Source organism: Cronobacter muytjensii ATCC 51329, assembly GCF_001277195.1.
Classification (GTDB): Bacteria; Pseudomonadota; Gammaproteobacteria; order Enterobacterales; family Enterobacteriaceae; genus Cronobacter; species Cronobacter muytjensii.
Genome location: NZ_CP012268.1, coordinates 3,981,870 through 4,002,648, shown reverse-complemented (window position 1 = coordinate 4,002,648; position 20,779 = coordinate 3,981,870). Strand labels below are relative to the sequence as shown.

The following is a 20,779-nucleotide window of genomic DNA, read 5'->3' as shown; positions in this document are numbered from 1 at the left end:
GTTAGCTATTACTTGGAAACGGTCAGACGAGCGCGGCCTTTAGCACGACGACGTGCCAGAACCTGACGACCATTTTTAGTAGCCATACGAGCACGGAAGCCGTGAGAACGGTTGCGCTTCAGTACAGACGGTTGAAAAGTGCGTTTCATGGCGATTTCTACCTAAACTTGAATAAATTCACTGACTTTGCGTATGCGCGAACGGCCTGCCGGACGACTTACGCCAAAGTAATCGACGATTAAAGAGGCCGGATTGTAATAATTGTACACTCCGGAGTCAATTCACTTTCCTTATTTCCCGCGCTTTTCACCTCAATCAGAGGATAAAAAACACGCAAAATTCAGGCGATAAACCGCGCTTTACGCACCGGGTGGGGAATTATACGGGCTCGCCGGCAAAGCGCAAGGATCGCGCGGGATCTTCGTTAGATCGATAAAGCGAAATTTTCGCGATCGTCATTAATTTTTCCGATATGCCGGTCAAATCGTGCCGCAGCCATGAAAGGATCGATTACACTTAAGCGTCCTGACGCGGCCCTGTGGATAAATCGGGAAGAATCTGTGAGAAACAGGAGATCTCTGTCTCGCTTTAGGCTATGATCCGCGGTCCCGATCGGGATCCCTGATCTCAGGCATCGGGTAAAAACCGCAAATAGCGGTTCGCACGCCTCCCGGCTCGGGGCTTGTCGGCGTGTGTCAACAATCATGAATGTTTCAGTCTTCGTCTTTTATCGACTTTTGTTCGAGTGGAGTCCGCCGTGTCACTTTCGCTTTGGCAGCAGTGTCTTGCCCGATTGCAGGATGAGTTACCAGCCACTGAATTCAGCATGTGGATACGCCCCCTACAGGCGGAACTGAGCGATAACACGCTGGCTTTGTATGCGCCAAACCGGTTTGTGCTCGATTGGGTAAGGGACAAATACCTCAATAATATCAACGGATTGCTGAATGATTTCTGCGGCTCTGACGCGCCGCTGCTGCGCTTTGAAGTTGGCACTAAACCGCTGACCCAGACGACGCCAGCGCCTGCAAGCCAGGCGGTAAAGCCGGCGCAGGCCGCGCCCGCCGCGGCACCTGTGCGCCCGGCGTGGGACAACGTGCCCGCGCCGGCGGAGCCGTCCTACCGCTCTAACGTCAACGTCAAACACACTTTTGATAACTTCGTTGAGGGTAAATCCAACCAGCTGGCCCGCGCGGCGGCGCGTCAGGTGGCGGATAACCCCGGCGGCGCGTATAACCCGCTCTTCCTTTATGGCGGCACGGGTCTTGGTAAAACGCACCTGCTACATGCGGTCGGCAACGGCATCATGGCGCGCAAGCCCAATGCCAAAGTCGTCTATATGCACTCCGAGCGTTTCGTGCAGGACATGGTGAAAGCGCTGCAAAACAACGCCATCGAAGAGTTCAAACGCTACTACCGTTCGGTGGATGCGCTGCTTATTGACGATATTCAGTTCTTCGCCAATAAAGAGCGATCCCAGGAAGAGTTTTTCCACACCTTTAACGCCCTGCTGGAAGGTAATCAGCAGATCATCCTTACCTCGGATCGTTATCCAAAAGAGATCAATGGGGTTGAGGATCGTCTGAAATCGCGCTTCGGCTGGGGTCTCACGGTAGCTATTGAGCCACCGGAGTTAGAAACTCGCGTGGCGATCCTGATGAAAAAGGCGGATGAGAACGATATCCGTCTGCCAGGCGAAGTCGCCTTCTTTATTGCCAAGCGTCTGCGATCCAACGTGCGTGAGCTCGAAGGCGCGCTGAACCGTGTCATCGCCAACGCCAACTTTACTGGTCGCGCCATTACTATCGATTTTGTGCGCGAGGCGCTGCGCGATCTGCTGGCGCTCCAGGAAAAACTGGTCACTATCGACAATATTCAAAAGACGGTGGCGGAGTACTACAAGATCAAGGTGGCGGATTTGCTCTCCAAGCGGCGCTCCCGCTCGGTCGCGCGTCCGCGCCAGATGGCGATGGCGCTCGCCAAAGAGCTGACCAACCACAGTCTGCCGGAAATCGGCGATGCGTTTGGCGGCCGCGACCACACCACGGTGCTGCACGCCTGTCGCAAGATAGAGCAGCTGCGTGAGGAAAGCCACGATATCAAAGAAGATTTCTCCAATTTAATCAGAACATTATCTTCGTGACGCTATGAAATTTACCGTTGAACGTGAACATTTATTAAAGCCGCTCCAGCAGGTCAGCGGCCCGCTGGGCGGCCGTCCGACGCTGCCTATTCTCGGCAACCTGTTGCTCCAGGTCGCGGACGGTGCGCTGTCGCTGACCGGCACCGATCTGGAAATGGAGATGGTGGCGCGCGTCGCGTTGGTGCAGCCGCACGAGCCAGGCGCCACTACCGTACCGGCCCGTAAATTCTTTGATATCTGCCGCGGCCTGCCGGAAGGCGCGGAAATCGCCGTTCAACTGGATGGCGACCGCATGCGGGTGAGCTCGGGGCGCAGCCGTTTTTCGCTCTCCACGCTGCCTGCGGCGGATTTCCCGAATCTGGACGACTGGCAGAGCGAAGTGGAATTCACGCTTGCCCAGGCGACCATGAAGCGTCTGATCGAGGCCACGCAATTTTCGATGGCGCATCAGGATGTCCGTTACTACCTCAACGGTATGCTGTTTGAAACCGAAGGCGAAGATCTGCGTACTGTGGCGACTGACGGCCACCGTCTGGCGGTTTGCTCAATGCCGGTTGGCCAGCCATTACCGAACCATTCGGTGATTGTGCCGCGTAAAGGCGTGCTGGAGCTGATGCGTATGCTCGACGGCGGCGACGCCCCGCTGCGTATTCAGATAGGCAGCAACAATATCCGCGCGCACGTCGGCGATTTTATCTTTACCTCGAAACTGGTCGACGGCCGCTTCCCGGATTATCGCCGCGTACTGCCGAAAAACCCGGACAAAACGCTGGAAGCCGGCTGCGATATCCTCAAGCAGGCGTTTGCCCGCGCGGCGATCCTCTCGAATGAGAAATTCCGCGGCGTGCGTCTGTATGTGAGCGAAAACCAGCTGAAAATCACCGCCAATAACCCGGAACAGGAAGAGGCGGAAGAGATCCTCGACGTCACCTACGCGGGCACGGAGATGGAAATCGGCTTTAACGTCAGTTATGTGCTGGACGTGCTTAACGCGCTGAAGTGCGAGAATGTGCGCATTCTGCTGACGGATTCAGTGTCGAGCGTGCAGATTGAAGACGCGGCGAGTACATCCGCAGCCTATGTCGTCATGCCCATGAGGCTTTAGAAAATATCGGGCTATCTTACTTGTTATTCTGGCTCCGGGCAGTGCTCGCAATCCTCACGTACTTCAGTACACTCCGGTTGCTGCGCGCTGGCCGAAACCAGAATAACTGCGCCGATAACGCCCTGGCTAAGAATGAATCATGTCGCTATCCCGTTTACTCATCAAAGATTTCCGCAATATCGAAAACGCGGATCTCGCGCTCTCTCCCGGTTTCAACTTTCTGGTTGGCGCTAACGGCAGCGGAAAAACCAGCGTGCTGGAAGCGATTTACACGCTGGGCCACGGGCGCGCGTTTCGCAGTCTGCAAATCGGGCGAGTGATCCGCCACGAGCAGGATGCTTTTATTCTCCACGGGCGGTTGCAGGGCGACGAGCGTGAAGTGTCGGTCGGTCTCACAAAAGATCGCAACGGCGACAGCACGGTGCGTATCGACGGCAGCGACGGCCACAAAGTGGCTGAGCTGGCGCAACTGATGCCGATGCAATTAATTACCCCTGAGGGGTTTACTTTGCTCGGCGGCGGCCCCAAATACAGAAGAGCGTTCCTCGACTGGGGATGCTTCCATAACGAGCCAGGCTTTTTTGTCGCCTGGAGCAACTTAAAGCGCCTGCTCAAACAGCGCAATGCCGCGCTGCGACAGGTGACCCGCTATGAACAACTGCGCCCGTGGGACCGCGAACTGGTCCCGTTGGCCGAACAGATAAGTCAGTGGCGCGCCAGCTACAGCGAGGCGATCGCCCACGATATGGCTGATACCTGCGCTCAGTTTTTGCCGGAATTTACGCTTACCTTTTCTTTCCAGCGCGGCTGGGAGAAAGAGAGCGACTATGCCGACGTGCTGGAGCGCGGTTTTGAGCGCGACCGGATGCTGACCTATACCGCGCACGGCCCGCATAAGGCTGATTTTCGCATTCGCGCCGACGGCGCGCCGGTGGAAGATACGCTGTCGCGCGGGCAGCTCAAGCTGCTGATGTGCGCGCTGCGTCTGGCGCAGGGTGAGTTTCTCACCCGAGAAAGCGGACGACGCTGTCTTTATCTGATAGATGATTTTGCCTCTGAACTCGACGACGCCCGACGTGGGCTTCTGGCGCAGCGCCTGAAGGCTACGCAGTCGCAAGTCTTTGTCAGCGCGATTAGCGCCGAACATATTCTCGACATGACGGACAAAAATTCGAAGATGTTCGCTGTCGATCAGGGTAAAATAACGGATTAACCCAAGTTAAAATGAGCGAGAAACGTTGATGTCGAATTCTTATGACTCCTCCAGTATCAAAGTCCTGAAAGGGCTGGATGCGGTGCGTAAGCGCCCGGGTATGTATATCGGCGATACGGATGACGGCACCGGTCTGCACCACATGGTATTCGAGGTGGTAGATAACGCTATCGACGAAGCGCTCGCGGGTCACTGTAAAGATATCGTCGTGACCATTCATGCCGATAACTCTGTCTCGGTATCGGATGACGGGCGCGGCATTCCGACCGGTATTCACCCGGAAGAAGGCGTTTCGGCGGCGGAAGTTATCATGACCGTTCTGCATGCGGGCGGTAAATTTGATGATAACTCTTATAAAGTCTCCGGCGGTCTGCACGGGGTAGGCGTTTCCGTCGTAAACGCCCTGTCGCAGAAGCTGGAACTGGTTATCCGCCGCGAAGGCAAAATCCACCAGCAGACTTACGTGCATGGCGTACCGCAAGCGCCGCTGGCTGTGACCGGCGACACCGAACAGACCGGTACTCAGGTCCGCTTCTGGCCAAGCCACGAAACCTTTACCAACGTCACCGAATTTGAATATGACATCCTGGCAAAGCGCCTGCGCGAGCTGTCGTTCCTGAACTCCGGCGTCTCTATTCGTCTCGTCGATAAACGCGACGGCAAAGAGGATCATTTCCATTACGAAGGCGGCATCAAGGCGTTTGTTGAGTACCTCAACAAGAACAAAACGCCGATCCACCCGAACATTTTCTATTTCTCCACTGAGAAAGACGGTATCGGCGTGGAAGTGGCGCTGCAGTGGAACGACGGTTTCCAGGAAAACATCTACTGCTTTACCAACAACATTCCGCAGCGCGACGGCGGTACGCACCTGGCGGGCTTCCGTGCGGCGATGACCCGTACGCTGAACGCCTATATGGATAAAGAGGGCTACAGCAAAAAAGCGAAAGTCAGCGCCACCGGCGATGACGCGCGCGAAGGTCTGATCGCTGTGGTTTCCGTAAAAGTGCCGGATCCGAAATTCTCCTCCCAGACCAAAGACAAACTGGTCTCCTCCGAGGTGAAATCGGCGGTTGAACAGCAGATGAACGAACTGCTGGCGGAATACCTGCTGGAAAACCCTAACGACGCCAAAATCGTGGTCGGCAAAATCATCGACGCCGCGCGCGCCCGTGAAGCGGCCCGTAAAGCGCGTGAAATGACCCGTCGTAAAGGCGCGCTGGATCTCGCAGGCCTGCCGGGCAAACTGGCGGACTGCCAGGAGCGCGACCCGGCGCACTCCGAACTCTACCTGGTGGAAGGGGACTCCGCGGGCGGTTCTGCAAAACAGGGCCGTAACCGTAAGAATCAGGCGATCCTGCCGCTGAAAGGGAAAATCCTGAACGTGGAGAAAGCGCGCTTTGACAAGATGCTCTCTTCCCAGGAAGTCGCGACGCTTATCACCGCGCTTGGCTGCGGCATTGGCCGTGACGAATACAACCCGGATAAGCTGCGCTATCACAGCATCATCATCATGACCGATGCGGACGTCGACGGCTCGCACATCCGTACGCTGCTGTTGACCTTCTTCTATCGTCAGATGCCGGAAATCATCGAACGCGGTCACGTCTATATCGCGCAGCCGCCGCTGTATAAAGTGAAGAAAGGCAAACAAGAACAGTACATTAAAGACGACGAAGCGATGGATCAGTATCAGATCTCCATCGCGCTGGACGGCGCGACGCTGCATGCGAACGCGAGCGCCCCTGCTATCGCCGGCGAAGTGCTGGAGAAGCTGGTGTCTGAGTACAACGGCGCGCAGAAGATGATCAACCGCATGGAGCGCCGCTACCCGCGCGCGCTGCTAAAAGAGCTGGTCTATCAGCCGACGCTGACGGAAGAGGCGCTGGCCGATGAAGCGAACGTGACCCGCTGGGTCTCCGCGCTTATCACCACGCTTAATGAAAACGAGCAGCACGGTAGCGTCTGGAAGTACGACATTCGTGAAAACGCTGAAACGCGTCGTTTCGAGCCAGTGGTGCGCGTGCGTACCCACGGCGTCGACACCGATTACGTGCTCGACCACGAGTTCGTGACCGGCGGCGAATACCGTCGTCTCTGCACGCTCGGCGAGAAGCTGCGCGGTCTGATCGAAGAAGATGCGTTTATTGAGCGCGGCGAACGCCGTCAGCCGGTAGCGAGCTTCGAGCAGGCGCTGGACTGGCTGGTGAAAGAGTCCCGTCGCGGTCTCTCGATTCAGCGTTATAAAGGTCTCGGCGAGATGAACCCGGAGCAGCTGTGGGAAACCACGATGGATCCGGAAAGCCGCCGTATGCTGCGCGTTACCGTCAAAGACGCGATTGCCGCCGACCAGCTCTTCACAACGCTGATGGGCGACGCCGTTGAACCGCGCCGCGCCTTTATCGAAGAAAACGCCCTGAAAGCGGCGAACATCGATATCTGATAGCCGTTGTGGCGGGTGGCGCTTCGCTTACCCGCCTACGCGCGCAGTGTGTATTTAGGGCGGGTAAGCGTAGCGCACCCGCCTTTATCATTTATATTCGCCATCGGGCGCAGGGCGGCTTAACGCTGCACACTTGCCTCGCGCGCGTCATCATCGCCGTTAACCCGCGCTTCCTTTCTCTTTAACCGGCGCATTAACCGGCATTTTCCCCGCAGATTCATCCCCTTTTCTCGCCCCGGCTGCTACTGTTTTTTGAGCACAATCGCGTTAGCATGCCAAAAGGCTCATTTATGCAGGGGAACTCATGGCTATCAAACTTATCGCAATTGACATGGATGGCACTTTATTGCTGCCCGATCACACCATCTCACCGGGCGTAAAAAACGCCATTGCCGCCGCCCGTGAACAGGGCATCAACGTAGTGCTGACGACCGGACGGCCTTTTGCGGGCGTGGAGAGTTATCTGCGCGAGTTGCATATGGATAAACCGGGCGATTACTGCATCACCTACAACGGCGCGCTGGTGCAAAAGGCAAGCGACGGCAGCACCGTAGCGCAAACACCGCTCAACTATGACGATTATCGCTATCTGGAGCAACTTTCACGCGAGGTCGGCTCGCACTTCCACGCGCTCGACCGCACCACGCTCTATACCGCGAACCGCGATATCAGCCGTTATACCGTGCATGAATCTTTTGTCGCCACCATTCCGCTGGTGTTCTGCGAAGCGGAAAAAATGGACCCAAACATGACCTTTCTGAAGGTGATGATGATCGACGAGCCGGAGATCCTCGACAAAGCTATCACGCGTATTCCGCAGGAAGTAAAAGAGAAATACACGGTGCTGAAAAGCGCGCCGTATTTCCTTGAGATCCTCGATAAGCGCGTCACCAAAGGCACCGGCGTGAAATCACTGGCTGACGTCTTAAACATCCAGCCGGAGGAAGTGATGGCAATAGGCGATCAGGAAAACGATATTGCGATGATCGAATACGCGGGCATCGGCGTGGCGATGGAAAATGCCATCGATGCAGTGAAAGAGGCCGCCAACGTCGTGACCCGCTCGAATCTGGAGGATGGCGTCGCATACGCTATTGAGAAATTCGCGCTGCGTTAATGGAGTGACGCGCCGCCCGTTAATCGGCGGACGGCGCGTCAGAAAGGCGCTTTCGGCTGCATAGCCACGCACAGTCTCGCCTGGCCTGAAAGGGCGGGGTTACCCCCGCCCTGCGGGTTGCTACTTACCGGATTCGTAAGCCAGAAACGCAGCAAATTCCCTTTGCCCGTCCTTCAGCCTCAGTTCGCACAGCGAATGACGCGCAGAAATGTAAATACTAACAACGTGATACAGAGCGTTACTACGCACCAGAACAGGGTACTTCGCAGCAGTTTCATGGCCTTCCTCTCCTTACCTTTCGGCGGGTAAGAGGCTGCGCTGATGGGGTCCAGGCATCAGTAGGCCTCGTGGGTTAATTGAAAAATTACCTTCGGGGCTTTCTTCTTTCTGCCTCACCACATTTTGCATTTCTGCCGACCGCAGGAGGCAAAAAGCCTCAAGCGCCGCCGCCCTTATAAATTTCTCTTCCTGCGCTAAACCATCAAAACCCTGCGGGCGTTTTGCTGAATTTTTGTGCCTTTTCCCTGCTGAATTTCTGCCCTTCGCGTCATTTTCTACCATCATCAGCTCACTTGATGAATCCCGCGCAGCTATCTCTCCCGATATATCCTTTTGTCGTTTTTGTGATCTAAATTGTAGTACAACCGATATGGATTGTACTACATTGAACCCATCAGCACGGCCACCCGCGTCACGGTTGTACTTCAAAAATGCGGCGAAATTCGGCGGTCAGGGTAAAGTAAGCGAAGAAACCTCGCGTGAAAGGAACCCAAAAGATGACCAAAACCGACCGCATCATAGTGACGCTGGGCCGCCAGATCGTAGGCGGGAAATATGTACCGGGCGCCGCGCTCCCCGCCGAAGCGGAGCTGTGCGAAGAGTTTGAAACCTCGCGCAATATCATCCGCGAGGTGTATCGCTCGCTGATGGCGAAGCGGCTGATTGAGATGAAGCGCTATCGCGGCGCGTTTGTCGCGCCACGCAATCAGTGGAACTACCTCGACACCGAAGTGTTGCAGTGGGTGCTGGAGCACGATGACGACCCGCGGCTTATCGCCTCCATGAGTGAAGTGCGCAATCTGGTTGAACCTGCTATCGCCCGCTGGGCGGCGGAGCGCGCCACGTCAAGCGATCTGGCGCGCATTGAGGCGGCGCTCAACGACATGATTGCCAATAACCAGGATCGCGACGCGTTTAATGAGGCAGACATCCGCTATCACGAAGCGGTGCTGGAGGCGGTGCATAACCCGGTGCTGCAACAGCTCAGCGTGGCTATCAGCTCTCTGCAACGGGCTGTGTTTGAGCGCACCTGGATGGGCGATGAGGCCAACATGCCGAAAACGCTCCAGGAACATAAAGCGCTGTTCGATGCGATACGGCATCAGGACGGCGAGGCGGCGGAGCAGGCGGCGTTAACCATGATCGCAAGCTCCACAAAACGGCTGAAGGAAATCACATGACATCTCGCTACATCGCTATCGACTGGGGTTCCACGAATCTTCGCGCCTGGCTTTTTCAGGGCGAACAGTGCCTGGAGAGCAGGCAATCGGAGGCGGGCGTCACCCGCCTTAACGGCAGAACCCCCGAAGCGGTGTTAGCGCAGGTGACCGAAGGCTGGCGCGATGCCGCCACCCCTGTCGTCATGGCCGGGATGGTGGGCAGCAACGCTGGCTGGACTGTCGCTCCTTATCTTCCTTGCCCGGCGCGTTTCGCCGATATCGGCAGCCAGCTCACCACCGTCGCCCCCAATGTCTTTATTATTCCAGGCCTGTGCGTTACCCGTGGCGATAACCGCAACGTGATGCGCGGCGAGGAGACCCAACTGCTGGGCGCCCGCGAGCTTGCCCCCGCGCCGCTCTACATCATGCCCGGCACGCACTGCAAATGGGTGCAGGCCGACGCCGCGCAGGTCAGCGATTTTCGCACCGTCATGACCGGCGAGCTGCATCATCTGCTGTTAAGCCACTCCCTTATCGGCGCGGGTCTGCCGGAACAGCAGCCGGACGCTGCCGCCTTCGACGCGGGCCTTGCGCAGGGCGTGGAAACCGACGCGCCCCTGACACGCCTTTTTGAAGTGCGCGCCGCCCATGTGCTGGGCGAGCTGGCGCGCGAGCACGTCGCTGAATTTCTTTCCGGGTTGCTGATTGGCAATGAAGTGGCAAGCCAGCTTCGCCACTGGCAGCCAGATCGCCCGCAACCCCTCACGCTGGTCGCCAGCCCATCCCTTGCCAGACGATACCAGCGCGCGCTGACGCTGCTCGGTTACACGGCCCGGACGCTGGAGGGCGACAGCGCATTTCAGGCAGGCATAAGGAGTCTCGCTCATGCAGTGGCACACTGATCTCCCTCTTATCGCAATCTTACGCGGCATTACCCCGCCGGAAGCCGAAGCGCATGTCGCCGCGGTGCTCGACGCCGGTTTCGACGCGGTAGAGATCCCGCTTAACTCGCCGCAGTGGCAGCAGAGTCTGCCGACGCTCGTGAAGGCGTTCGGCGAGCGCGCGCTGATTGGCGCGGGCACGGTGCTGAAGCCGGAGCAGGTGGATGAACTGGCGCAGATGGGCTGCAAGCTTATCGTCACGCCGAATATACAGCCCGACGTCATCAAACGCGCGGTGGGTTATGGCATGACCGTCTGCCCTGGCTGCGCCACGGCAACGGAGGCGTTCACCGCCATTGAGGCGGGCGCGCAGGCGCTGAAAATTTTCCCGTCCTCCGCTTTCGGGCCGGACTACATCAAAGCGCTAAAAGCCGTGCTGCCGCCGGACATCCCGGTCTTCGCGGTCGGTGGCGTCACGCCGGATAACCTGGCGGTGTGGCTCAACGCGGGCTGTGTCGGCGCCGGGCTTGGCAGCGATCTCTATCGCGCCGGACAGCCCGTATCGCGCACGGCGGAGCAGGCGAAAGCATTTGTTAAGGCGTATCGAGAGGCAGTGCAATGAAAATTACCAGACTAACGACGTACCGTTTACCCCCCCGCTGGATGTTTCTCAGGATTGAGACGGATGAAGGCGTGGTCGGGTGGGGCGAGCCAGTTATCGAAGGGCGCGCCCGCACGGTCGAAGCGGCGGTGCATGAGCTTGGCGAATACCTGATTGGTCAGGATCCGGCCCGCATCAACGATTTGTGGCAGGTGATGTATCGCGGTGGTTTTTATCGCGGCGGCCCAATACTGATGAGCGCCATCGCGGGTATTGACCAGGCGCTGTGGGATATCAAAGGTAAAGTGTTGAACGCGCCGGTCTGGCAACTGATGGGGGGCCTGGTGCGCGATAAAATCAAAGCCTACAGCTGGGTAGGGGGCGACCGACCGGCGGAAGTTATCGCCGGTATTAAAACGCTGCGCCAGATAGGCTTTGACACCTTTAAATTAAATGGCTGCGAAGAGTTAGGCATTATTGATGATTCGCGTAAAGTCGACGCTGCGGTAAATACCGTTGCGCAGATCCGCGAGGAATTCGGCAGTGAAATAGAGTTCGGGCTTGATTTCCACGGACGCGTCAGCGCGCCGATGGCGAAAATATTAATTAAAGAGCTCGAACCTTATCGCCCGTTATTTATTGAAGAGCCGGTATTAGCCGAACAGGCTGAATATTATCCGCGCCTCGCCGCGCAGACGCATATTCCGATTGCGGCAGGCGAACGCATGTTCTCGCGTTTTGAATTTAAGCGCGTACTGGAAGCCAGCGGCCTCGCTATCCTGCAACCCGATTTATCGCACGCGGGCGGTATTACCGAATGTGCGAAAATCGCCGCGATGGCGGAAGCCTATGATGTCGGTCTCGCGCCGCACTGCCCGCTCGGGCCGATTGCGCTCGCGGCCTGCCTGCATGTGGATTTCATCTCGCGCAACGCGGTATTCCAGGAGCAGAGCATGGGCATTCACTATAACCAGGGTGCCGAGTTGCTTGATTTTGTTAAAAATAAAGACGACTTCAAAATGGAAGGCGGCTATTTCCAGCCGTTAATGAAGCCGGGTCTGGGTGTCGAGATTGATGAGGAGCAGGTCATTGAACGCAGCAAAGCGTGCGCTGACTGGCGTAACCCTTTGTGGCGGCATGCCGATGGCTCCGTCGCCGAGTGGTAATGCCCGTCATATTTCGCGCTGCAACGGCGTTGGCTGCGTTTCCTCACCCCGGTCACTTACTTCAGTAAGCTCCCGGGGATTCGTTAACTTGCCGCCTTCCCACAACGCGAATTATTTAGCGCGTTGCGTACATTGGCTTTTCATGCAACGCGAACTCTTCAGGACAAGGTAATTCCGGTTTTTACGAAAATTATTTCGCGTATTGATTAAATGAAAATGAGCCCGGCTCGCCGGGCGGTAAACCCAATATAAAAAACACACCCTCTGTATTTTACAGGGCATGGTGAGGGGCCTCGCTATGCCTTATTCTGGAGACAGAACGTGATGGATATTTCTGTAACGGCTGTAAAACCCGGGCGTCGTCGTTATCTGACGCTCGCGATGATATTTATTACCGTGGTGATTTGTTATGTCGACCGCGCCAATTTAGCGGTGGCGTCGGCGCATATTCAGGAAGAGTTCGGCATTAGCAAAGCGGAGATGGGCTATGTCTTTTCCGCCTTCGCCTGGCTCTACACGCTCTGCCAGATCCCCGGCGGCTGGTTTTTAGACCGCATGGGCTCGCGGCTGACCTATTTCATCGCGATTTTTGGCTGGTCAGTGGCGACGCTGTTTCAGGGCTTCGCGACGGGGCTGCTGTCGCTCATTGGCCTGCGCGCCATCACCGGCGTTTTTGAAGCGCCCGCATTCCCGACCAACAACCGCATGGTCACCAGCTGGTTCCCGGAGCATGAGCGCGCCTCGGCGGTCGGTTTTTACACCTCCGGGCAGTTCGTCGGGCTCGCGTTTCTCACACCGCTGCTTATCTGGATCCAGGAGCTGCTGAGCTGGCACTGGGTGTTTATCGTCACCGGCGGCATTGGGATCCTCTGGTCGCTGGTCTGGTTTAAGGTTTACCAGCCGCCGCGCCTCACGAAAGGCATTAGCCGGGCGGAGCTGGATTACATCCGCGATGGCGGCGGCCTGGTGGACGGCGATGCGCCCGCAACAAAAGCCGAACGCCAGCCGCTCTCCCGCGCGGACTGGAAATTAGTGTTCCATCGCAAACTGATTGGCGTTTATCTCGGCCAGTTTGCGGTCACGTCCACGCTCTGGTTCTTTCTCACCTGGTTTCCGAACTACCTCACTCAGGAAAAAGGCATCACGGCGCTCAAGGCGGGCGTTATGACCACCGTGCCGTTCCTCGCCGCGTTCTTCGGCGTACTGCTCTCGGGCTGGCTCGCGGACAAGCTGGTGAAAAAAGGGTTTTCGCTCGGCGTGGCGCGTAAGACGCCGATTATCTGCGGCCTGTTAATCTCCACCTGCATCATGGGCGCCAACTACACCAACGATCCGACCTGGATTGTCGTGCTGATGGCGCTGGCGTTCTTCGGCAACGGGTTTGCGTCGATCACCTGGTCGCTGGTGTCATCGCTGGCCCCGATGCGCCTGATTGGCCTGACCGGCGGCATGTTCAACTTTGTCGGCGGGCTGGGCGGTATCACGGTACCGCTGGTGATTGGCTACCTGGCGCAGGATTACGGCTTCGGCCCGGCGCTGGTGTACATCTCTGTCGTCGCGCTTATCGGCGCGCTCTCTTACATCCTGCTGGTCGGCGAGGTGAAACGCGTGGGCTGAAGCCCGTTATGGAGGGCAGGGACGCCTGCGACGGAATGCGCAGATAACGCGCCGCCTTGACCTGCGCGCGTGACGTATCGACTGATAACAACCATAAACCTGCCGGGTGTGCCACGGCAGGAAACGAGGGTTCTGCTATGCATACCGATCTGTACTCGACCACCCTGCGGCAGCTCAACGCGAAGATAATCCCGTTTATTATCCTCTGCTACTTTGTCGCTAACCTCGATAAAACCAACATCTCCATCGCAGCGCTGCAAATGAACGCCGACCTCGGCCTGAGCGCCAGCATGTACGGCCTCGGCGTCGGCATGTTCTACATCTCCTACATCATTTTTGAAATCCCGAGCAACGTCATCATGACGAAGGTGGGCGCGCGCGTCTGGATAGCCCGCATCATGATAACCTGGGGCATCGTCAGCGCCGGGATGTCGCTGGTGCAGACGCCCACGCAGCTTTACGTCATGCGCTTTTTGCTGGGTATGGCGGAGGCGGGCTTTACGCCGGGCATCATCTACTACATCTCCTGCTGGTTCCCGAAGAGTAACCGCGCGCGCGCGATGTCGTTCTTTTACATGGGTTCGGTGATGGCGTCGATCATCGGCCTGCCGATCTCCGGCTCTATTCTGAATATGCACGGCCTCGCCGATATCGCCGGCTGGCGCTGGCTCTTCGCCCTTGAAGGCATGCCGGCCATTGTGCTCGGTATTATGGTGCTCTGGCGGCTGCCGCAGACGCCGGATCACGCGCCGTGGCTCTCCGGCGAGCAAAAAAGCTGGCTTAAGGCGCAACTTGCGCGCGATAACGCGGGCGTGGAGGTCGGCAATAATCACAGCTGGCTCAGCGCGCTGAAAAACAGAACCGTGCTGCTGCTGAGCCTGGTCTGGTTTCTGCAGGCGTTCGGGTCTATCGGCATTACGCTGTTCCTGCCGCTCATTATCAAAAGCATGGCCAGCGAGCAGAGCAACATCGTGATTAGCCTGCTCTCCGCCGTGCCGTTTATCGCCGCCTGTCTGTTTATGTATCTCAATGGCCGCCATTCGGATACCACCCACGAGCGCGCCTGGCATCTCGGCCTGCCGCTTGTCATCTCCGGGGTATCGCTCGCCATCGCTATTTACTCCAGCAACCTGCTGGTGGCGTATGGCTTGCTGGTGCTGACCGTGGGCTTTAACTTTGCGCTGACGCCGATTTTCTGGGCGGTGACGACCGAGAAACTGGCGGGCGTGGCGGCAGCGGCGTCTATCGCGTTTATCAACACCGTGGCGAATTTCGTCGGTCTCGGCCTGCCGCCGGTGCTCGGCAAAATCAAAGACGCGACGGACAGTTACCACTATGGGCTGTTGATTGTGGCGGTGGCGCTGATCCTGGGCGGCATTATTGGCGTGCTGGTCTCGCGTCCGGCGCGCCAGGGCGGCCTCAAGCAGCCCGCTTCGCGCCTCTCTTAAGGAGCCAGTATGAAACAGAAAGTCCTCAAGCAGGCTTACCTGCCGGACGCGCTTACCGGGGCGCTTCGCGAACGCTACGATCTGCGTGAACTGTCGTCGCTGTCGCAAGACGAGCTTGCCGCCATTGCCGGTGACATTACCGTGGTGATCACTAACGGCGAGGCGGTAGTGACGCGTGAGTTCATCGCATTGCTGCCCGCGCTGAGGCTGATTGCGGTGTTCGGCGTCGGTTATGACGGCGTGGACGTGGCGGCGGCGCGTGAGCGCGGCGTGCAGGTGACGCACACGCCAGGCGTGCTGACAGACGACGTGGCCGATCTCGCCATCGGCCTGATGCTGGCGACCTCGCGCAGGATCGTGGCGGCACAGCGGTTTATCGAACAAGGCGGCTGGCGGCAGGGCGGTTTTCCGTGGACGCGTAAAGTCTCCGGCGCGCGGCTCGGTATTTTCGGTATGGGCCGCATCGGCCAGGCGATCGCGCGTCGCGCGCAGGCGTTCGATATGGCGATCCGCTATACCAGTCGCCATCCACAGGCTGCGCTGCCGTACCGTTTTGTGCCTGATTTACGCGAGCTGGCGCAGGAGAGCGATTTTCTGATGCTCTGTGCGCCCGGCGGCGACGCGACTCGCGGGGTGGTGAATGCGGCGGTGCTGGCGGCGCTCGGCCCGCAGGGTATGGTCATTAACGTTGGGCGCGGCAGCGTAGTGGATGAAACGGCGCTGATTGAGGCGCTGGACAGCGGTGCTATTGCGGGCGCGGGGCTGGATGTTTTTACGGATGAGCCGAACGTACCCGCCGCGCTGCAACAGCGCGACAACGTGGTGATCACGCCGCACATGGCGAGCGCCACGTGGGAAACGCGGCGGGAGATGTCGCGGCTGGTGCTGGAGAACGTCAATGCCTGGTTTGCCGGCGAGCCGCTCGTCACGCCGGTGCCCTGACGCGCAATTGCCCGCTTCGCGTTTATCTTTTACCCTGAGGCCCTCTTTGGCTTCAGGGTTTTCTCTTGATGAAACAGCTCACGTTCGCCCCGCGTCACCATCAGCTCACCAATATTAACGTCTGGACCCCGGACAGCCGCTGGCTCGCCTTTGACGTCCGCCCGTCCGGCGCGTCGTTTACCGGCGAAACCATTGAGCGCGTCAATGTGGAAACCGGCGAGGTCGAGGTGATTTATCGCGCCACGCAGGGCGCGCACGTGGGCGTGGTGACGGTGAGCCCGACGGCGGAGCGGTACGTGTTCATTCACGGGCCGGAAAACCCGGATGACGCCTGGCGCTACGATTTTCACCATCGCCGCGGCGTAGTGGTGGAAAACGGCGTGGCGCAAAACCTTGATGCGATGGCGATTACGCCGCCATACACGCCGGGCGCGCTGCGCGGCGGCAGCCATGTGCATGTCTTCAGTCCGGACGGCGCGTGGCTGAGTTTCACCTACAACGACCATGTGTTGCATGAGCGCGATCCGGCGCTTGATTTGCGCAACGTCGGCGTGGCGCTGCCGTTCGGCCCGGTGACGCCTGAAATGCATCATCCCCGTGAATATGCCGGCAGCCACTGGTGCGCGCTGGTGAGCCGCACCACGCCTGCGCCGCGCCCCGGCAGTGATGAGATTAACCGCGCGTATGAAGAAGGCTGGGTGGGCCATAACGGCTATCAAAAAGCAGACGGTCGCTGGCAGCCGCGCGCGCTGGCGTTTATCGGCGATACGCTGACGCCTGCGGGCGTAAAAGCGCCGGAGCTGTTTATCGTCGATTTACCGGAAGATGAAACCGCATGGAAAACGCCAGGTGTTGCGCCGCTCGAAGGGACGCCGGATAGCATGCCCGCGCCGCCGGCAGGCATTATGCAGCGCCGTCTGACCTTTACGCATGACCGTCGCTATCCGGGGCTTGCCACCACGCCGCGCCACTGGATGCGCAGCAACCCGCAGGGCACCGCCATTGCGTTTCTGATGAAGGATGACAACGGCGTGGCGCAGCTGTGGCTGATATCGCCGCAGGCCGGCGAGCCGCGTCAGGTGACGCATGACGCCTGTGGCGTGGCGTCGGCGTTTAGCTGGCACCCGTCGGGTGAGGCGCTCGGGTTTATGCAGCGCAACCGGATTGTCCTGTGCGATGCGCAAACAGGAGAGTTAACAGCGCTGACGCCGCCGCAAGCCGACGCTATTTCCGCGGATGCGGTAGTGATATCGCCGGACGGCAAGTACATTGCCTGGATGCAGGAGACAGACGGTTTCCGCCAGTTATGGATGACGGAAACCGGGCGCTGATCAGGGCGCGGGCGGGATCACGGAATTAATCGCGAAGGACTTCTTTTCGCTCTCTTCGACCCGTGACTTCACCGATTTATCGGTACGGAAAGCATCCCACGGGATCAGTAGTGTATCCATAATCGCTGTGAAAGGGAGATCGAGCGCCACCAGCGGCTTTAAGCCCCAGCTGGTGTCGTCATCGCTTAGCATCGTCGCGCTGGCGCGGGTGCCAGGGTAATAGCCCTGCTCGCCGCCGCCGGTGTGCGACATCACGCTGGAGCAGCCGCAAAGCAGCATCACGCCGCTGAAAAAAAGCACTTTCCCGAGAGTATTTTTCATTTTCATTCTTCTTTTATGTTGTCGCACCGCAGGCGTCAGTCATGAGATATAACGCCCCTGAATCAGAATGAATAGCGCGCTTTAGCCGTCCTGTGGCAGCGCTCGCAGTTTAGCATTAGTTGCTGTTATTCCCAGTCTACGCAAAGAAATGTAAATCGCCAAAAAAAGGCCGATTTCGGCCCTTGAAAACCGGCGGGCCGCACCCATTTTCTGGAATGTGGACACAGGGGGCACGCCGAACGGGGCTCCCGCCACAGCCGCCTGTCCTTTGAGGAGGGCGATGTTAAACCTCGCTGATTTCAGGAGTATGTATGCGTAACTTTGATTTATCCCCGCTGTATCGTTCCGCCATCGGTTTTGACCGTCTGTTCAACCTGCTTGAGAACAACCAGAGCCAGAGCAACGGCGGCTACCCTCCGTACAACGTCGAGCTGGTGGATGAAAACCACTACCGTATCGCCATTGCCGTGGCAGGGTTTGCGGAAAGCGAGCTGGAGATCACCGCCCAAGACAACCTGCTGGTGGTGAAAGGCTCCCATGCGCCTGAGCAGAAAGAGCGTACCTATCTGTACCAGGGTATCGCCGAGCGCAATTTCGAGCGCAAATTCCAGCTGGCCGAAAACATCTTCGTGCGTGGCGCTAACCTCGTGAACGGCCTGCTCTACATCGAGCTTGAGCGCGTGATCCCGGAAGCGAAAAAACCGCGCCGTATCGAAATCGGTAACTAATTTTTTGGGGCCGCTGCGGCGGCCTTGACTGTCGTCTCGTGCTCGCCGAACGGGAGCACAGCCAGTACACGCACTGGCGTTTTCACTCGCTTCAATGAAGGAGAGATAATATGCGTAACTATGATTTATCCCCGTTTTTCCGTCAGTGGATCGGTTTTGACAAACTGGCCAACGCGCTGATGAGCTCCGCCGAAAGCCAGACCTTCCCGCCCTATAACATCGAAAAAAGCGACGATAACCACTATCGCATCACCCTTGCGTTAGCCGGGTTCCGTCAGGAAGATCTGGAAATCGAACTGGAACACACGGTGCTGCGCGTGAAAGGCACGCCGGTAAAACCGGAAACCGAGCCGAAATGGCTCCATCAGGGCCTGGTTATCCAGCCTTTCAATCTGAGCTTCACGCTCGCTGAGCATATGGAAGTTTCCGGTGCCAGCTTCACCAATGGGCTGCTGCACATCGATCTGGTGCGCAACATCCCCGAAGCCCTGGCCCCGCAGCGTATCGCCATCGGCCAGCCGCGCGCTCAGGACGATGAGCGCGTTATTGAGGGCGAACGCCCGGCGCTGAGCCACAGCGACAGCAACACCGATAGCCAGTAATGGCGTGACGAGAAAAAGGCCCCCGTAGTGGGGCCTTTTTTATGCCTGTCGTACGGCGCGCTGTTTTATAGTCAATGCTGTCCTTACCCACATTACGGAGAGCCGATGACACAGGAAAACCTGGCGCAAATGGGCGCGGCCCGTGTGCGCAAGTGCGAGCGCGACGGCCAGCCGCTCATCGAAAAGCGCGGCGCGAGCAGGGTTGAAATCGCGTTCTATTGTCACAGCGCCGGGGCGCTTCGCGAGCGCGGCATCCACACGCCTGCGCTGCTGGGAGTAGAGGCGCAAACCGCGACGCTCTGGCTGGAGTGGCTCCCGCACACGGTATCGCTTGAGGCACTTTGCGACGATGAGGCGCTTTACCGTACGCTCGGCGCGCTTCACGCCGCCACGCCTGCTCCCGGCGCGCCGCTGCACCCGCACTGTTGGAGAGTGGAAAATCAAACGCTACTGTGTGAGGTGTTCTCACTCGCCCCGGACGCGGTAGCCATCCTGCAAGAGATCGCCGCGCGCAGCGACAGTCTGTTTACGGCCAGGACGCTTATCTCTGGCGACACTAATGCGGGCAACTGGGGACGGCGTGACAACGGCGATCTGGTGCTGTTTGACTGGGAGCGCATCGGGTATGGCAATCCGGCTATCGATCTCGCGCCGCTGATAAAAGGCATGGGTAGCCTCGTCGCGTATAACGCCATGATTGATCGCTACACGCCATGGGCGGCGCATGAGAAAACAGACGATCTCCTTCAACCGTTGATTATCGCGAAGGCGTGGATAGCGACCGAAGTGGTCAGTCTGCTGCACCAGCGTCAGAACCCGCAGCGCGAGCGCTATGTTGACTGGTATCGACAGGTGCTGCCGGGCTGGCTGCGTGAAATGGCCAGCGTGTTGTAAACTGGCTGTTCCTGCCGAAGCGGCGACAAGGAGCCCTCATGAAAATTTCCCGTCTCGGCGAAGCGCCGGACTATCGTTTTTCACTCGCCAACGAACGCACGTTTCTGGCATGGGTGCGCACCGCGCTGGGGTTTCTGGCGGCAGGTGTTGGGCTTGATCAGCTGGCGCCCGATTTCGCGACGCCCGTCGTGCGCGAAGCAGTGTCGCTGCTGCTGTGTTTTTTCGCCGGCGCGCTCGCGATTTACGGCTATCTGCGCTGGTTGCGCAACGAAAAGGCGATGCGCCTGAAACAGGAGCTGCCCTACACGCGTATGCTGGCGTTTATCAGCGGCGTGATGGCGGTGGTCGCGCTGGCGGTGATGCTGGTGGTGTTTTATGCCGGTTAGCCCACGCGATCCGGGCCTGCAACCGGAGCGCACGTCGCTTGCATGGGTGCGCACGCTGCTGGGCTACGGCGCGTTGCTGGTGCTGGCGCTGCGTCACGCATGGAGCGACGCGGGCCTGCTGTTATGGCTGGCGCTGGGATGCCTCTCGGTGGTGGCCGGGCTGATTTACGCTTACGCCCGCACACGTCACCTGACCACGCTTATGCGTGAGGATTTCGCCGCGCCCGGTCAGGTGCGTGCGAAACTGCTTATCGCGCTGGCGGTCTGCGCGCTGGCGCTACTGTTTCTGGTCACGCACGTGCGCGCGCTTATGCAATTGCTAAGCAGTTAATACCGGCGGCCTACCCGACCTGCGTCAATCCGTGCTACATATTCCTGATTCTTCTTCCCGATACGATAACC

General features: G+C 58.4%; 22 protein-coding genes and 1 pseudogene. 18 read left to right on the top strand and 5 right to left on the bottom strand.

Translation table 11 applies throughout. The annotated features are described in order from the left end of the window. Positions 1-8 precede the first annotated feature (8 nt). Together rpmH and AFK63_RS21870 are read right to left on the bottom strand one after the other, a co-directional pair. The gene (gene rpmH / locus AFK63_RS20860; protein ID WP_000831330.1) at positions 9-149 is read right to left on the bottom strand and encodes a 50S ribosomal protein L34; all 141 of its coding nucleotides are present in this window, start codon (positions 147-149) and stop codon (positions 9-11) included. Positions 150-378: 229 nt separating this feature from the next. After that, a complete protein-coding gene (locus AFK63_RS21870) occupies positions 379-459 on the bottom strand; it encodes a hypothetical protein (protein ID WP_426713261.1) in 81 nt (26 codons plus the stop codon). Positions 460-757: 298 nt separating this feature from the next. Between AFK63_RS21870 and dnaA the strand changes: the two genes are divergently transcribed. From dnaA to yidA, 5 genes are all read left to right on the top strand, one after another. Beyond that, positions 758-2,143 carry a chromosomal replication initiator protein DnaA gene (dnaA, locus tag AFK63_RS18290; protein ID WP_038866323.1) on the top strand — a complete coding sequence of 462 codons (1,386 nt, stop codon included), beginning with the start codon at positions 758-760 and terminating at the stop codon, positions 2,141-2,143. A gap of 4 nt (positions 2,144-2,147) precedes the next feature. Further along, positions 2,148-3,248: a DNA polymerase III subunit beta gene (dnaN, locus tag AFK63_RS18285; RefSeq protein WP_038866322.1), complete on the top strand. Its 1,101-nt coding sequence runs from the start codon at positions 2,148-2,150 to the stop codon at positions 3,246-3,248. A gap of 139 nt (positions 3,249-3,387) precedes the next feature. Then, positions 3,388-4,461: a DNA replication/repair protein RecF gene (gene recF / locus AFK63_RS18280; protein WP_038866319.1), complete on the top strand. Its 1,074-nt coding sequence runs from the start codon at positions 3,388-3,390 to the stop codon at positions 4,459-4,461. Between the two features lie 28 nt (positions 4,462-4,489). Then, positions 4,490-6,904, top strand: a complete 2,415-nt coding sequence (gyrB, locus tag AFK63_RS18275) for a DNA topoisomerase (ATP-hydrolyzing) subunit B (protein WP_038866317.1) — start codon at positions 4,490-4,492, stop codon at positions 6,902-6,904. A 304-nt stretch (positions 6,905-7,208) separates the two neighbouring features. Beyond that, entirely contained in the window at positions 7,209-8,021 is an 813-nt protein-coding gene (gene yidA / locus AFK63_RS18270) for a sugar-phosphatase (RefSeq protein ID WP_038866315.1), read from the top strand. A gap of 120 nt (positions 8,022-8,141) precedes the next feature. On the opposite strand, the gene AFK63_RS20850 is transcribed toward yidA, so the two are convergent. Then, positions 8,142-8,270, bottom strand: coding sequence for a Hok/Gef family protein (locus AFK63_RS20850; RefSeq protein ID WP_236613130.1), 129 nt, complete (start codon positions 8,268-8,270; stop codon positions 8,142-8,144). 42 nt (positions 8,271-8,312) lie between these two features. After that, the gene (locus AFK63_RS21440; RefSeq protein WP_155884341.1) at positions 8,313-8,585 is read right to left on the bottom strand and encodes a hypothetical protein; all 273 of its coding nucleotides are present in this window, start codon (positions 8,583-8,585) and stop codon (positions 8,313-8,315) included. A 212-nt stretch (positions 8,586-8,797) separates the two neighbouring features. Here AFK63_RS21440 and dgoR point away from each other — a divergent pair, with 212 nt between their 5' ends. The 8 genes and pseudogenes from dgoR (at position 8,798) to AFK63_RS18230 (ending at position 17,446) form a co-directional block, all read left to right on the top strand. Further along, positions 8,798-9,481 carry a D-galactonate utilization transcriptional regulator DgoR gene (gene dgoR, locus AFK63_RS18265; RefSeq protein ID WP_038866313.1) on the top strand — a complete coding sequence of 228 codons (684 nt, stop codon included), beginning with the start codon at positions 8,798-8,800 and terminating at the stop codon, positions 9,479-9,481. Further along, positions 9,478-10,362, top strand: coding sequence for a 2-dehydro-3-deoxygalactonokinase (locus AFK63_RS18260; protein WP_038866310.1), 885 nt, complete (start codon positions 9,478-9,480; stop codon positions 10,360-10,362). The genes dgoR and AFK63_RS18260 overlap by 4 nt, the downstream gene beginning before the upstream one ends. Then, positions 10,346-10,963, top strand: a complete 618-nt coding sequence (locus AFK63_RS18255; protein ID WP_038866308.1) for a 2-dehydro-3-deoxy-6-phosphogalactonate aldolase — start codon at positions 10,346-10,348, stop codon at positions 10,961-10,963. Before AFK63_RS18260 ends, AFK63_RS18255 begins: the two co-directional genes overlap by 17 nt. Beyond that, positions 10,960-12,108, top strand: coding sequence for a galactonate dehydratase (dgoD, locus tag AFK63_RS18250; protein WP_038866305.1), 1,149 nt, complete (start codon positions 10,960-10,962; stop codon positions 12,106-12,108). Before AFK63_RS18255 ends, dgoD begins: the two co-directional genes overlap by 4 nt. A 280-nt stretch (positions 12,109-12,388) precedes the next feature. Then, a pseudogene (locus AFK63_RS18245) lies at positions 12,389-13,725 on the top strand (MFS transporter). 137 nt (positions 13,726-13,862) lie between these two features. Beyond that, the gene (locus AFK63_RS18240; RefSeq protein WP_038866301.1) at positions 13,863-15,173 is read left to right on the top strand and encodes an MFS transporter; all 1,311 of its coding nucleotides are present in this window, start codon (positions 13,863-13,865) and stop codon (positions 15,171-15,173) included. Positions 15,174-15,182: 9 nt separating this feature from the next. After that, a complete protein-coding gene (locus AFK63_RS18235) occupies positions 15,183-16,115 on the top strand; it encodes a 2-hydroxyacid dehydrogenase (RefSeq protein ID WP_038866299.1) in 933 nt (310 codons plus the stop codon). A 68-nt stretch (positions 16,116-16,183) separates the two neighbouring features. Next, complete coding sequence (locus tag AFK63_RS18230) at positions 16,184-17,446, top strand: DUF3748 domain-containing protein (protein ID WP_038866297.1); 1,263 nt, start codon at positions 16,184-16,186, stop codon at positions 17,444-17,446. On the opposite strand, the gene AFK63_RS18225 is transcribed toward AFK63_RS18230, so the two are convergent. After that, a complete protein-coding gene (locus tag AFK63_RS18225) occupies positions 17,447-17,773 on the bottom strand; it encodes a YceK/YidQ family lipoprotein (RefSeq protein ID WP_038866294.1) in 327 nt (108 codons plus the stop codon). It lies immediately after the preceding gene. A gap of 305 nt (positions 17,774-18,078) precedes the next feature. Here AFK63_RS18225 and ibpA point away from each other — a divergent pair, with 305 nt between their 5' ends. From ibpA to AFK63_RS18200, 5 genes are all read left to right on the top strand, one after another. Further along, positions 18,079-18,495, top strand: a complete 417-nt coding sequence (ibpA, locus tag AFK63_RS18220) for a small heat shock chaperone IbpA (protein ID WP_007729390.1) — start codon at positions 18,079-18,081, stop codon at positions 18,493-18,495. 110 nt (positions 18,496-18,605) lie between these two features. Further along, positions 18,606-19,097: a small heat shock chaperone IbpB gene (gene ibpB / locus AFK63_RS18215; RefSeq protein WP_038866292.1), complete on the top strand. Its 492-nt coding sequence runs from the start codon at positions 18,606-18,608 to the stop codon at positions 19,095-19,097. 105 nt (positions 19,098-19,202) lie between these two features. After that, entirely contained in the window at positions 19,203-19,991 is a 789-nt protein-coding gene (locus tag AFK63_RS18210; RefSeq protein WP_038866290.1) for a phosphotransferase, read from the top strand. 38 nt (positions 19,992-20,029) lie between these two features. Continuing rightward, positions 20,030-20,377: a YidH family protein gene (locus AFK63_RS18205; RefSeq protein ID WP_038866287.1), complete on the top strand. Its 348-nt coding sequence runs from the start codon at positions 20,030-20,032 to the stop codon at positions 20,375-20,377. Continuing rightward, entirely contained in the window at positions 20,367-20,708 is a 342-nt protein-coding gene (locus AFK63_RS18200; RefSeq protein WP_038866285.1) for a DUF202 domain-containing protein, read from the top strand. Before AFK63_RS18205 ends, AFK63_RS18200 begins: the two co-directional genes overlap by 11 nt. Positions 20,709-20,779 lie beyond the last annotated feature (71 nt).

What these genes read in the sequence shown, in the direction of transcription:
- rpmH (WP_000831330.1), bottom strand. Translation starts at nt 149, where the DNA reads ATGAAACGCACTTTTCAACCGTCTGTACTGAAGCGCAACCGTTCTCAC.
- AFK63_RS21870 (WP_426713261.1), bottom strand. Translation starts at nt 459, where the DNA reads ATGACGATCGCGAAAATTTCGCTTTATCGATCTAACGAAGATCCCGCG.
- dnaN (WP_038866322.1), top strand. Translation starts at nt 2,148, where the DNA reads ATGAAATTTACCGTTGAACGTGAACATTTATTAAAGCCGCTCCAGCAG.
- recF (WP_038866319.1), top strand. Translation starts at nt 3,388, where the DNA reads ATGTCGCTATCCCGTTTACTCATCAAAGATTTCCGCAATATCGAAAAC.
- gyrB (WP_038866317.1), top strand. Translation starts at nt 4,490, where the DNA reads ATGTCGAATTCTTATGACTCCTCCAGTATCAAAGTCCTGAAAGGGCTG.
- yidA (WP_038866315.1), top strand. Translation starts at nt 7,209, where the DNA reads ATGGCTATCAAACTTATCGCAATTGACATGGATGGCACTTTATTGCTG.
- AFK63_RS21440 (WP_155884341.1), bottom strand. Translation starts at nt 8,585, where the DNA reads ATGATGGTAGAAAATGACGCGAAGGGCAGAAATTCAGCAGGGAAAAGG.
- dgoR (WP_038866313.1), top strand. Translation starts at nt 8,798, where the DNA reads ATGACCAAAACCGACCGCATCATAGTGACGCTGGGCCGCCAGATCGTA.
- AFK63_RS18260 (WP_038866310.1), top strand. Translation starts at nt 9,478, where the DNA reads ATGACATCTCGCTACATCGCTATCGACTGGGGTTCCACGAATCTTCGC.
- AFK63_RS18255 (WP_038866308.1), top strand. Translation starts at nt 10,346, where the DNA reads ATGCAGTGGCACACTGATCTCCCTCTTATCGCAATCTTACGCGGCATT.
- dgoD (WP_038866305.1), top strand. Translation starts at nt 10,960, where the DNA reads ATGAAAATTACCAGACTAACGACGTACCGTTTACCCCCCCGCTGGATG.
- AFK63_RS18240 (WP_038866301.1), top strand. Translation starts at nt 13,863, where the DNA reads ATGCATACCGATCTGTACTCGACCACCCTGCGGCAGCTCAACGCGAAG.
- AFK63_RS18235 (WP_038866299.1), top strand. Translation starts at nt 15,183, where the DNA reads ATGAAACAGAAAGTCCTCAAGCAGGCTTACCTGCCGGACGCGCTTACC.
- AFK63_RS18230 (WP_038866297.1), top strand. Translation starts at nt 16,184, where the DNA reads ATGAAACAGCTCACGTTCGCCCCGCGTCACCATCAGCTCACCAATATT.
- AFK63_RS18225 (WP_038866294.1), bottom strand. Translation starts at nt 17,773, where the DNA reads ATGAAAATGAAAAATACTCTCGGGAAAGTGCTTTTTTTCAGCGGCGTG.
- ibpA (WP_007729390.1), top strand. Translation starts at nt 18,079, where the DNA reads ATGCGTAACTTTGATTTATCCCCGCTGTATCGTTCCGCCATCGGTTTT.
- ibpB (WP_038866292.1), top strand. Translation starts at nt 18,606, where the DNA reads ATGCGTAACTATGATTTATCCCCGTTTTTCCGTCAGTGGATCGGTTTT.
- AFK63_RS18210 (WP_038866290.1), top strand. Translation starts at nt 19,203, where the DNA reads ATGACACAGGAAAACCTGGCGCAAATGGGCGCGGCCCGTGTGCGCAAG.
- AFK63_RS18205 (WP_038866287.1), top strand. Translation starts at nt 20,030, where the DNA reads ATGAAAATTTCCCGTCTCGGCGAAGCGCCGGACTATCGTTTTTCACTC.
- AFK63_RS18200 (WP_038866285.1), top strand. Translation starts at nt 20,367, where the DNA reads ATGCCGGTTAGCCCACGCGATCCGGGCCTGCAACCGGAGCGCACGTCG.